This window comes from Collimonas sp. NPDC087041 (genome assembly GCF_044745265.1).
Classification (GTDB): domain Bacteria; phylum Pseudomonadota; class Gammaproteobacteria; order Burkholderiales; family Burkholderiaceae_D; genus Collimonas.
Map to the genome: position 1 here is coordinate 1 of NZ_JBIUZX010000015.1, position 12,429 is coordinate 12,429.

General features: G+C 56.7%; 12 protein-coding genes. All 12 read right to left on the reverse strand.

Features of this window, described 5'->3' with window-relative positions; genetic code table 11:
- Positions 1 to 905 (reverse strand): S8 family peptidase (locus tag ACIPF8_RS21810; protein WP_400425285.1); only part of this gene is annotated, 905 nt, incomplete at its 3' end.
- Between the two features lie 159 nt (positions 906 to 1,064).
- The gene (locus ACIPF8_RS21815) at positions 1,065 to 1,553 is read right to left on the reverse strand and encodes a transposase (protein WP_400425288.1); all 489 of its coding nucleotides are present in this window, start codon (positions 1,551 to 1,553) and stop codon (positions 1,065 to 1,067) included.
- Positions 1,554 to 1,593: 40 nt separating this feature from the next.
- The gene (locus ACIPF8_RS21820) at positions 1,594 to 2,091 is read right to left on the reverse strand and encodes a chemotaxis protein CheW (protein ID WP_400425291.1); all 498 of its coding nucleotides are present in this window, start codon (positions 2,089 to 2,091) and stop codon (positions 1,594 to 1,596) included.
- 106 nt (positions 2,092 to 2,197) lie between these two features.
- Complete coding sequence (cheA, locus tag ACIPF8_RS21825; RefSeq protein WP_400425294.1) at positions 2,198 to 4,237, reverse strand: chemotaxis protein CheA; 2,040 nt, start codon at positions 4,235 to 4,237, stop codon at positions 2,198 to 2,200.
- 74 nt (positions 4,238 to 4,311) lie between these two features.
- A complete protein-coding gene (locus ACIPF8_RS21830; RefSeq protein ID WP_400425296.1) occupies positions 4,312 to 4,686 on the reverse strand; it encodes a response regulator in 375 nt (124 codons plus the stop codon).
- A gap of 1 nt (position 4,687) precedes the next feature.
- Entirely contained in the window at positions 4,688 to 5,629 is a 942-nt protein-coding gene (motB, locus tag ACIPF8_RS21835) for a flagellar motor protein MotB (RefSeq protein ID WP_400425299.1), read from the reverse strand.
- Between the two features lie 27 nt (positions 5,630 to 5,656).
- Complete coding sequence (gene motA, locus ACIPF8_RS21840; protein ID WP_400425302.1) at positions 5,657 to 6,517, reverse strand: flagellar motor stator protein MotA; 861 nt, start codon at positions 6,515 to 6,517, stop codon at positions 5,657 to 5,659.
- 87 nt (positions 6,518 to 6,604) lie between these two features.
- The gene (flhC, locus tag ACIPF8_RS21845) at positions 6,605 to 7,234 is read right to left on the reverse strand and encodes a flagellar transcriptional regulator FlhC (RefSeq protein ID WP_400425305.1); all 630 of its coding nucleotides are present in this window, start codon (positions 7,232 to 7,234) and stop codon (positions 6,605 to 6,607) included.
- A 57-nt stretch (positions 7,235 to 7,291) separates the two neighbouring features.
- Positions 7,292 to 7,609 (reverse strand): flagellar transcriptional regulator FlhD, encoded by a 318-nt coding sequence (gene flhD, locus ACIPF8_RS21850; protein ID WP_400425308.1) that lies wholly within the window; start codon positions 7,607 to 7,609, stop codon positions 7,292 to 7,294.
- A 295-nt stretch (positions 7,610 to 7,904) separates the two neighbouring features.
- On the reverse strand, positions 7,905 to 8,606 hold the full coding sequence (locus ACIPF8_RS21855; RefSeq protein WP_400425311.1) for a response regulator: 702 nt from the start codon (positions 8,604 to 8,606) through the stop codon (positions 7,905 to 7,907).
- 229 nt (positions 8,607 to 8,835) lie between these two features.
- The gene (locus tag ACIPF8_RS21860) at positions 8,836 to 10,458 is read right to left on the reverse strand and encodes an ATP-binding protein (RefSeq protein ID WP_400425314.1); all 1,623 of its coding nucleotides are present in this window, start codon (positions 10,456 to 10,458) and stop codon (positions 8,836 to 8,838) included.
- Positions 10,459 to 10,695: 237 nt separating this feature from the next.
- Complete coding sequence (locus tag ACIPF8_RS21865; protein ID WP_400425317.1) at positions 10,696 to 12,327, reverse strand: methyl-accepting chemotaxis protein; 1,632 nt, start codon at positions 12,325 to 12,327, stop codon at positions 10,696 to 10,698.
- Positions 12,328 to 12,429: the final 102 nt, after the last annotated feature.

Below are 12,429 nucleotides of genomic sequence, written 5' to 3' on the forward strand. Positions count from 1 at the left end.
GGGGCGGCAAACGAGGTGCCGTAGACGCGTGCGCCGGCGACATTGGAGACGAAATCGCCGGCTGCCGCCAGGCACCAGTTGGCGGCCAGGCCGCAGCGGTTGGCGTAGCTGGAGATCACACCTGGCACGGTGTCGCTGGCCGCGTAGCCACTGCTGCCGCCGGCGCCGTTGACGGCGGTGACGGCGATCCAGCCGGTTTGCAGGTCGGGAAAGAGTGTCGGCAAGTTGGCGTTCAGGGTTGGCTGCGCGCCGCCTTCATTGCCGGTAGACCAAATGAACAAACCCTTCTGGCTTACATACGGCTGGAACAAGTTATACAGGCTCTGCGCTTGCGATATCGAGGCGCCATTTGCACTGATACCACTCGACTGATTGAAGATGCGCACACCCTTGGCGAACAGATCCTGATAGATCTGGCTATTAAGCATCACACTGCTGCTGCCGATCCCTGCAGCGGCAGCCTGTATGGCAACCCCTGGGGCGACGCCAAGCGTACTGCCGGCCAGTATTTCAGCGACCTCAGTACCATGAGTATTGCCGTTGGCGCCATTTGGCGTATACACCGTCTTGACAATGCGTCCAGCCAACTGCGTGCTGTCGACCTGGAAGTCGGTGTCGACCACGCCGACCGTCACGCCGGCACCAGTGATACCTTGCGCACGAGCGGCATTGACATTACTCGGATCAGTCACGTTCAGCATCGCCGGCGCAACCGGCGGTTTTACTACTGGCGTGGTCGGTATGGCGTTGCCGCTTTCGGTATTCGGCGGCGTAGTTGGCACCGCAGGGACGGTCGGGCTCGAATTGCTGCTGCCGCCACCACCGCCGCCACAGCCGGCGACCAAGAGCATTACCGCGGCAGCAATCGCTGACAGCGAGTATCTTGCAGACAGTTCCTTGTTCATGACATCCTCAAAATATTTGCGTCTATCTTCGACCCGACTAGGCCTCCGTTTACTGTATTAACGGACGCTGCCTGGTTTTCTTGAAGCGCAAATATCGAGTTTGTTGAACTGTTTTTCTGATTTTTTTCTTGAAAATCGCGAACGATTTCCGGCCTTCTATTACAGCGCAGCTCCCCGCATCACTAATCCGACCCAGTGCGAAGTGGAGTCATCGGACTGCTGTGTTTTTTTGCCGCGGCCATCCATCTTTCCCAGCGATGCGTTGTAAACCAGTTTCTGCGCGCGCCTGGCAATCCGGTCCCGGATACGTCCTGTCTGCTGATCGCCGTGCACCACGATTTCACCAAACATCGCCAGCAACTCGGGATCGCCATACAGGCTTTGCTGCACCTGCCGCCAGATATCGCATTCGTTCCATCGTCTGAAACGCATATAAGTGGTGTTCCATTTGCCGAACTCAGCCGGCAAACTGCGCCAGATCGCCTTGTTGCTGATGATCCAAAGCACGGCGTCGATAAACAAGCGATTGTCCCTGCCTCTGGCGCCAGGATCCCCCTGTTTCCCCAGCAATAGGGGCTCCAGCGTTTGCCATTGACTGTCTGTAATTTTCATCTTGAGTTCCTGTATTTTTAATTCGTCACCTTGCAACGTTCGCTACGGTTTTTCGAGGTCCCCTCAAGCAACATCGTTATGCGGCGGCTGTCTCGAACAGAGCCATGTCTTCGCTGCACATGAGTTTTTCTATATCGATCAAAATCAGCATGCGTTGCTCGACGGTGCCGAGGCCGGTCAGATACTCCGCCGACAACGCAGAGCCGAATTCCGGCGCCGGTTTGATTTCATCGCGGTTCAGCGTCAATACGTCGGAAACGCCATCGACCAGTATTCCAACAACGCGATCGGCGATGTTGAGAATGATCACCACTGTCTGGTGGTTGTACTGGATATTTTCAAGCCGGAACTTGATCCGCAAATCGACGATCGGCACGATGATGCCGCGCAGATTGGTGACGCCCTTGATGAAGTCCGGCGCGTGCGCTATCCGCGTGACTGCCTCGTAGTCGCGAATTTCCTGCACTTTCAGGATATCGATCCCGTACTCCTCGCTGCCGAGCGTGAACACCAGGAATTTTTGTCCCTCGGATTCGTCTTGCCCAGCCAACATCTTGTTGTGATCATTCGACATTTGATTCTCTCTCTGAAGAAACTCCCGGGCGAGCGCTGCGCGATTGACTGGCGTCAGCGACGTCGCCCGGAATTACTTTGATAAAAACTTTCGGTGTTCCTGGCGCTCAGGCCGCTGCCAGCAGCGGCGCCTTGTCGCGGTTTGCACGTTGCAGCGCAGCCACGTCAACAATCAGGGCAACGCTACCGTCGCCAAGGATGGTCGCAGCGGAAATTCCCGGCACCTTGCGATAATTGGTTTCCAGATTTTTCACAACCACCTGGTGCTGGCCAACCAGTTGATCTACCAGCAACGCAAAACGCTTTCCTTCGCCATGCAAGATCACCACAATGCCTTGTGTCGGATCAGTGCGCGCATCTGTGACATTGAAAACGCGATGCAGTTCAGTCAGCGGCAAATATTCACCGCGCACATGCAGTACTTGCTCATCGTTGGTCACCGAATGGATATCCTCGGCGCGTGGCTGCAGGGATTCAATCACGTAGTTGAGCGGCAGGATATAGACCTCGTTACCGACCTTGACGGACATGCCATCGAGGATCGCCAACGTCAACGGCAAGACGATCTTGGTGGTGGTGCCGTTGCCCTGGCGCGAGGAAATTTCGACATGGCCGCCCATTTCCTGGATATTGCGCTTGACCACATCCATGCCGACGCCACGGCCGGAGACATCGGTGATTTTCTCGGCGGTCGAGAATCCCGGCGCGAAAATCAATTGCCAGACTTCGTCGTCGGTAATCGTGTCGCTGATCGTCATGCCTTGCTGGATCGCCTTGGCCAGGATCCTCTCGCGATTCAGGCCGGCGCCGTCGTCGCTGACCTCGATCACGATGTTGCCACCTTGATGCTGCGCCGACAGCAACAGCTGACCGACCGGGTCCTTGCCTGCGGCTATCCGCTGCTCGGCCTTTTCGATACCGTGATCGAGACTGTTGCGCACCAAGTGTGTGAGCGGATCGACAATTCTTTCGATCAGGCTCTTGTCCAGTTCCGTGGCCTTGCCGAAGGTCACCAGCTGTACCTGCTTGCCGAGCTTGTCGGTCAGGTCGCGCACCAGGCGCGGGAAGCGGCTGAACACATAATCCATTTGCATCATGCGGATCGACATCACCGATTCCTGCAGATCGCGGGCGTTGCGCTCCAACTGCCCCATGCCGTTCAACAGGCGGTCATGCAGCACCGGATCGAGCATCGATGCGGTCTGCGCCAACATCGATTGAGTAATGACCAGCTCGCCGACCAGGTTGATGATCTGGTCGACCTTTTCGACATCGACGCGGATCGAACTAGACTCTTTGGGCGCCGCAGCCGCAGCCGTTGTGCTGGCTGTAGCGGGAGTAGTCTTCTGCGCCGCAGGCGCTGCAACGATCGGAACTACATTGCTGGCAAGAGCCGCTACCTCTGATTCAGGAGCGGTATCCACTGCAGCTGTCGCCGGTGCACCGGACGGTTCTTCCGCAGCCGCTTCCTGGACGATGTCGATCTGGTCGATATCGATGATGAAGCAGCACACGGCGATGATGTCGTCGGCCTGGCAGCTGGTTTCCAGCCACAAGGTCAGGCTATCTTCTCCTTGCGTCTGTGCCACCACTTCACCAAGGTTTTCCAGTTCGGCAGCCAGCAGCTTGCGATCGCTTTCGGAGACTTTCGAAAAGCGCACCCGCAGGCGCGGGTTGGCCGAGGCAGCAGCCGGTGCCGGTGCTACCGGCGCCACCACAACCGCAGGCGCTGCTGCAACTGTCGGCGCGGCCGTCCCGCCACTTTCCTCTTGCGCCAGCTGTTGCAATACCGCGCAAATACGCGCGACCATCTCGGGTTCTGGCTCGCCACCTGCCCGATAAGCACTTAACTGTTCTTGTAGCACGTCTTTGGTTTCCAAAAAGGCATCGATCATTTCCTTGCGCAGTCGTATTTCATTGTGACGGGCACGGTCCAGTAAATTTTCCAGGAGATGCGTGGTATCGGTCAGCGCGACAAAGCCGAATGTGGCGGCGCCGCCCTTGATCGAATGCGCGGCACGAAATATCGCGTTCAGATGCTCGCTGTCCGGCGCCTCGATATCCAGGCCCAGCAACAGCTGCTCCATCTCCGCCAGCAATTCGTCGGCTTCTTCAAAAAAGGTCTGATAAAACTCGGTAATATCCATATCGTTTGTATTCTCCTTGCTGCATTGTCTGATGTGCGATCGAGGATTCAACAGTGCCCTCTATCTGGACATCGCTATTCCACGTCCAACAAACTGGCTACTACTTCAAGCAGCATCGCCGGCTCGACCGGCTTTCTCAACCAACCGCTGGCTCCTGCTGCGCGCGCATCAGCCTTGCCGACATCGCTGGCCTCGGTAGTAAGCACCAGGATCGGCGTTGCAGCATAACTATCCAATTGGCGCAAAGCGCGAATCAGTTGATGGCCATCCATGGTTGGCATGTTCCAGTCGGTCAGCACCAGGTCGGCGTCGGCCTTGGCCGCTTGCTCCAGCGCTGCCTTGCCATCGGCGGCCAGCAGCACCTGATAATTTTCGTCTGCCAAAGCCGTCGAAATCAATTTGCGCATCACCGCCGAATCGTCCACCACCAGAATCGTCTTTGTCGTCATGTCAGTTTCCCGCCTGCGGTTTTTCGGATCCAACTTTGTTGCCGTCAACGGCACCTGGCGCGCTCTCGCGGATCTGGTTGACCGCATCCTTCTGGCTGTCGACCTTGAGCCCCGTGTTGCCGCCAGTAGCGTTTTCCTGTTCGATCTGCGCCTGGGCGCGCCGATTCAGCACAATGATGCTGATGCGGCGATTGACCGGGTCCAGCGGATCGGCCTTGTTCAGGTTCATGGTTGACGCCACTCCCATCACACGCAAGGTCTTTTCCTCATTCATGCCGCCGGCGATCAATTCACGCCGCGAAGCATTGGCGCGGTCGGCCGACAGCTCCCAGTTGCTGTAGGATTTGGCGCCGAGCACATAAGGCGTGGCGTCGGTATGCCCTGCCAGCGTGATCTTGTTCGGCAGCTCATTCAACACCGGCCCGATCTCGCGCAAGATCACACTCATGTAGGGTTCCACCTTGGCGCTGGCCAGATCGAACATCGGCCGGTTGCGGCTGTCGACGATCTGGATCCGCAAGCCCTCGCTGGTGATATCGATCAATAGCTGCGGCCGGAACTGCTTGAGCACTGGATTGGCGTCAATCACCTGCTCCAGCCGCCGCTTCAAATCACGCAAACGCTCGGTATCGACGGCGTCGGCATTGTTGCGTTTGACCTCGCCATCAATTTCCATATGATCTTTTCCGCCACCAGGAATCACGCTGCTGCTGGTGCTGGTTTTCTGACCGCCGGTGAGCGCAACCTTGAGTGGCATGTTGAAATACTCGGCGATGCCTTCGCGCTGCTTGGGCGAAGCAATCGACAACAACCACATCACCAGGAAGAACGCCATCATCGCGGTCATGAAATCGGCATAGGCGATCTTCCAGCTGCCGCCGTGCGCCTGGTGCTTGCCGCCGACGACACGCTTGACGATGATGCGTGACTTTTCCTTATTCATGCCGCCTCCGTCTCGCAGCGGAATAAACTAGCGAGCCTTGACTTGACGTACATGTTCATCCAATTCAGTAAACGAGGGGCGCTCGGTCGAAAACAGCACCTTGCGGCCAAACTCCACCGCCAGTTGCGGCGCATAGCCGTTGAGATTGGCCAGCAAGGTCACCTTGATGCATTGATACATCTTGGTTGACTCGACTACCTGATGTTCAATCAAAGTCGCCAGCGGCGACACGAATCCGTATGCCAGCAAGATGCCAAGGAAGGTGCCGACCATCGCATGCGCGATCAACTCGCCCATTTCTGCGGGCGGCAGATTGGCGTTGGCAAGCGCATGCACCACCCCCATCACCGCCGCCACGATGCCGAACGCCGGCAGCGCATCGCCGACCTTGGCCAGGCTGTGCGCCGGCACTTCGGCTTCGTGCTTGTACGTCTCGATTTCGTGGTCCATCAATGCCTCGATTTCGAAGGCATCCATGTTGCCGCTGACGATCAGGCGCAGATAATCGGTCAGGAATTCGATCACGCGCGGATCGTGCTGGATCAGCGGATACTGCGCAAAAATCGGGCTGTTGGCTGGATCGTCGATATCGGCTTCCAGCGCCAGCATGCCATCCTTGCGGGCTTTTGCCAGCAGCACATAGAGCAGCGCCATCAGCTCCATGTAGAGCGCCTTGTCGTGCTTGGAGCTGCGCAGCAGTTTCGGCAATTCCTTGAGCGTGGCCATGATGGCCTTGCCGTCGTTACCGACCACGAAGGCGCCGACACCGGCGCCGCCGATCATCAGCAATTCAATCGGTTGAAACAGCACGCCAAGGTGCCCGCCCATCAAGGCATAGCCGCCGAAGACGGAAGCGAGCACGACGATATAGCCAACAAAAACTAGCACTTGTAATTCCCCTTGAAATAAATCCTGTGCAAGTGCACGAAATACACACAACGGCGGCACACAATGGCGCCGCAAATGAAACCGTCTTCAGGCTGCGCTGCCCTTGGCGATGACAACACTGCGTTTCGGCAACGGCAGATAAGTGGTGTTGTGCGGACCGACGCCCTGCGGCAGACAATCCCCTTCCTCTACATTCGCCAGCTTGCGGGTTTTACCGGCGCGCGATGGCGGCCGGCACAGTACGCAGACGAAGCCATTTTGCGGATCGTGCGCATGCGCGACGAACTGACCGCGGCAACGGTTGCAGGTGCTGAGCTGCAGCATGCCGCTGTCGAAGAAACGGGTCAGGGTCCAGGCGCGCGTGAAATCGAGCACCGGCTTGCCATCCTGACGCTCGACTTGCTCCAGGTACAAGCGATAGCTCTTGATCACGGCAGCGATCTTCTCGCCGTCCCCATGCGTCAGCATGAAGCGATAGATGTTGTAAAACATCGATGAATGGATATTCGACAACCAGGTCATGAACCAATCGGTCGAAAAAGGCAGCAAACCCTTGGGCGGAGAAATTCCTTTGATTTCCTTGTACAGCCTGATCAGGCGATCGCGACTCAGGGAGGTTTCGGCTTCCAGGAATTGCAGGCGTGCACCGAGTTTGATGAGATCGATCGCCAACTGGATTTCCTGGGCTTCCAGGATCACGCTTTTGCTAGTGGCCATGATGCACCGCATCCGAAAACAAGACGCCGATGACGGCGAGCGCTGGCAAGGAATACATCAGCTGAGCTCCTCAAGCGGCTGGCCGGCCAGCAGGATCGATGCATGCGCCTGTTGCAGCGCATTGTCTTTGTCGCTATGGGTCAGTGAGGAAAGAATCGCATGGTCATCGAACCTGAAGCGGCACAGCAGCAGGCTTGACGCGGCCAGCTTCACCACTTGCGACAACGACAGGTTTCCCAGCAGCTCGGCGAGCTCTTTGCTAAGTCCCATGCGGAACATCGCGGTTGCCCGGTCCTCACGCAGCAAGCGCTGCGCAAGCAGAAGATAAGACAAGTTTACTTCGCTTATCTCGTTAACAAATCCATTACTGTTCATGCATTTCTCCCTGAACTGAAACTACCTATGAGTGTTTACGGCAACTGGCGAGCAATCTTTTAATATTTGTCTTCTCTGTGTTACTGCAGAACAATTATCGAATATTTCCAAAAGGAAATAAGTCGGTAATCTTCTCGATATGGACGAAATATTTGACGCTTCAGGTGTAGGAACTATTCCTACGCATGTGCCGTGCTGCGGGCGCAGGCAAATCACACAGATGAAGGAAGGAAGGAAGGAAGGAAGGAAGGAAGGAAGGAAGGAAGGAAGGAAGGAAGGAAGGAAGGAAGGACCGTCAGGCCGACAACGTCCCTTGGCGCGCCTTGATTTGCCGGCCCAAGCGGTCCAACGCGGTTTGCAGACTGGCAAAAACGGCATCCAGCGACTCGAATGGATTTTGTCGTACGCGATTTTCAATTTCGGCAGCGTATTGTGCAATTTCCGTTTGCTTCAACACTGCGGCCGCACCGTGCAGGCCGTGCGCGATGCTGGCCGCTTCCTGGAACTGCCGGTTTGCAAGGCTTTGCCGCAGACCTGGCAGCTGTTGATAGCCAAATTGCAGTAACTCGATCAATAAGTCGTCGGGCATCGATGATGTGAATGGCGGGGTTTCGGGAACGCTGAACAAGGGCGCCAGCGCTTGCCGCAACTGCGCGCGGCTGACCGGCTTGGTGATGATGGCGCGGCAATCCAGGCCGCGCGATTCGCTCTGCAGATAGTCAAGCGGCATGCCGCTGTACAAGATCATCGGGATCGGTGGCGCTCCCGGTGTGTCGGTTTCCCAACGCCTGACGCGGTGTAGCAGTTCGACGCCCGTCATGTCTTCCAGCACATAGTCGGTAATCACTGCGATCGGCCTCGTATGCTCCAGCCACAGCAAAGCCTCGGCGCCGGTAGCGACCAGTTCGCTCTGCCAACCCTCGCTCGCCAGTTGTGCCTGCAACAGACGCCGATTGATCGGATGATCCTCGACCACAAGAATTAACGCGGAACGCATTACCACCTCCCAAGCAAGGAGAAGATAGGCTGCCCTGGCATCAGTCGTTGCAGAATGGTAAAACACGGGGAAAAACCAAGAGCCCGCAGGACAAATTGTATTGGCTTCAACGTCGATCGCTGTTCAGTCCGTCAGGTCTAGTCGCCTGTTCAAACGTCACAGTAGCATGACTGGGATCCAGTGTAGCCGGATCTGGCGTCAGCCGCGTTGGAATCTGGATTTCGCGCATTTAGCGAACATTCAAAGGTATGCTCAGATTCACCACCGTCCCGACGCCTACCTCGGATTCAATACGGATGCTGCCGCGGATCAAGTCGGTAAACTCCTTGGCCAGCGACAAGCCCAGGCCCAAGCCGCGCCCACGTCCGGCCCTTACCGATTCGGTCTGGTAGAAATATTCGAACAGATGTTTCAGTTCGCTCTTGGATATCCCTGGTCCGGTATCCAGCACCCGGATCTTGAGTTTTTCGCGCACGGTGGTGACCTCAATGATAACGCCGCCAGTCACGGTAAATTTGATGGCGTTATCGAGCATGTTATTGAGGATTTGCGACAGCCTGACGCGATCGCACAGGAAATTGCTCGGCAGGTCAGGCGCCAAGCGCATCTGGAAGGTCAATCCCTTTTTATCGGCATTGATCTTGTGCATCGATCCGATATATTCGAAATAATGCAGCGTGTCGATATTTTCATGGAATATCACCACCCGGCCGGCTTCTATGCGAGCCAGGTCGAACAGCGTATTCAACAAGCCGTGCAGATAGATCGCGCTTTGATGGATCAGGTCGCCGAATTCGCGGCTTTGCGGATCGCTGCTGGTGTCGCGCACCAGCTCGGAATAGCCGTGGACGCCACTCAGGGGAGTACGTAATTCATGCACCACAGTAGCAAGGAAACGCGATTTTTTCTTATTTGAATCGCTGGCGCGACGCCGCAGCGAGTCATACTTGCGTACCACTTCATATTGACGGCGAATGGTGCGGTAAGTCAGCGTAATCAACAGCAGGATCAGCAGCGACGGCACCCCCGCATACATGATGTAACCAATCAGGTTGGGTCTTTCCTGGACCGGCAACGGCTCCGGATCGGGTAGCTTCACGGACAGCAGGAGCGGATAAGGTTCGAGCTTGCGCGACACCCACAAGTGCTGTTCGTCAATCACTTGCGAACCGGCGAACAGATGGCTTGTGCTCAATTCATTGTCGTCGAGCTCCGTGATCGTCTCATCGATGCGACGCAGAATCATGCGTCCTTTCACCGATGACGCGTCGCTGGCGATGCCATCGCCGCCAGCCGACAATCGTTCTCCGGCCTGAGTCATGCCGACCGACGCATACATCGCCGGCATCTGGTCAACCGCGAACACCAGTTCCACAATTCCGGCAAAGTCGCCCGATGCGGAAAAAATACGCCGCGCCATGCGCATCACCCACTGGTCGGTGCCAGGCAATTTACGCGGTTGGGCAATCCGCAAGCCATCGTCCAGATGGTCGCGATGGGACACATACAAGTCATTCGCATGCCAGTCGGAACCTGCCGGCGCAGCCTGGCTGGTGGAGGCAACCACCCGCCCGTCGCTGTCGACAACACTCAACTGGCTATACAAGCTCCCGAATATTTTTGTGTAGCGTTGCAGGTCAATCTTGCCGCCATTATTCTGGTAATCGTCGCGCATCAGCTTCAACAGCCGATCACGCTCGTCGACTGAGCGCACCAGGCGCTGCGCGAAATCGCGCACGGCAACAGTATGGCTGAGCTGGATGGCACGGACGTCGCGGTCGTAGTCGGAACCGATTTGATAACCGGCATACAGCCAGATGTAGGCAATGACAAGGATGGCCGTCAGTATCATGGCATACACAAGGCGCATGAAGCGCGAGCCACAGAAGATGTTTTCCGTCTTTGAAGCGGCTAGCAGCAAACGCCAGGCAGAGCTAAATCTTTGCATTACGATGGGCATACAGTCTATTGGAAACCGTGGCGGATGTTACCGCCACAATACTTTGTGCCGATCAGCGACATGGGTTCTGTCGCCAATCCGGCATAAGCGTGTTTGCTATTATCCCGCATCGTTCAGCTAGACGGGATGTCAATTTTCAACGACCAGTAACGATGACTTATTGATATGATCAAATCGTGATTCCGTCGACTCCTGATTGGTTGGCAACGATACGACAGTTTCCTTTTCCGTGCTGCCTGGACGAGGTGTTTCAATGTCATCCGCCAGGCGGAAAATACGCACCGCCTGCAATAATTCGTCGGCCTGCTCCTGCAAGCTGTGCGCAGCCGCAGCAGCTTCTTCCACCAGGGCAGCGTTCTGTTGTGTAGCCTGATCCATTTGCACCACAGCCTGGTTGACTTGCTCGATCCCGCTGCTTTGCTCGGCACTGGCCGCCGAGATTTCCGCCATGATGTCAACCACGCGCCGAATTGAAGCGACAATCTCGCTCATGGTCTTGCCGGCGGCGTCGACTTGCCTGTTGCCGGCATCGACCTTGTCAACCGAATCGCCAATCAGCTGTTTGATGTCCTTGGCTGCCACTGCGGAACGCTGCGCAAGGTTGCGCACCTCGGCCGCCACCACCGCAAAACCGCGCCCCTGTTCGCCGGCGCGGGCGGCTTCCACAGCAGCGTTCAATGCCAGAATATTTGTCTGAAAAGCAATGCCGTCGATGACGCCAATAATATCGCTAATCTTGTGTGAACTTTCCTTAATCTGGGTCATGGTGGCGACCACCTCCGACACCAGCTGACCGCCGCCGAGCGCTACCGACGATGCATTTTCAGCCAGTTGATTGGCTTGTCGCGCATTGTCGGCATTTTGCTTAACGGTGGAGGTCAATTGCTCCATCGATGCCGCGGTTTGCTCAAGGCTGGCGGCCTGCTGTTCAGTGCGGCTGGATAAATCGAGATTGCCGGCTGCTATCTGGCGCGAGGCTGTCACGATGCTATCGGTGCCGTTGCGCACCCGGCTGACAGTATCTTGCAATGCCAGGTTCATGTCTTTAATGCCCTGCAACAGCTGGCCAGTTTCGTCGCTCGACGTGACCTCTATCGTGGAGCTCAAATCGCCTGCGGCCACCCGCCGCGCCACTGCGACTGCCGCCTGCAAAGGCAGGACGATGCCTGCGGTAAGGCGCCAGGAAAGCAAAGCTCCAAGAATGATCGCCAGGCCGCCAAACGCTATCAGCAGGATTCTGCCGGAGCGATAGTTGGCTTCGATTTGCAGCGCCTCATCGTCGATCGCCTTGCGCTGGATATCGACAAATTTCTGCAGCTTTGTCATGTATTCCTTGCGTGCCGGATCCAGATCCTTCTCGACCATCGCGCTGGCGGCTTCGGCGCTGCCATACTGGCGCGTGGTCAGCACGCTTTCCCGCAGTTCGATATAGGCGGCACGGGCGGCGGCGATTTCCCCCAGCGCCTGGCGACCTCTTTCGTTGGATAGTTCGTGCAGCTTGGTCTGCAATTGCGATGCCAGTTCGGAGGTAGCCGCCATTTCCGCCTGAAATGTCTGTTGCGCTTTTTTGTCGTCGCTACGCACCACGGCCATCGTCCGTACCGCATTGACAGTCACCGCATCCTGCCAATCCGAAGCAAGTCTTTCACGCACCAGAAATTTCGACACCATGGTCTCGACCGCCGCGCCGGTCTGCTGCAAACGCCAGATGCCGATACCGGTAATTACCACCACCAACAGCAATATCAACGTAAAGCCCATTGCGAGCCTTACCCCTATTCTTGTATTTGCCAACGCCATCTTGTCTCCCCAATCCCAAAGATTCTGCCGAGCACTCCGTCCCGGTCCTTCGTTAGCAGGCGC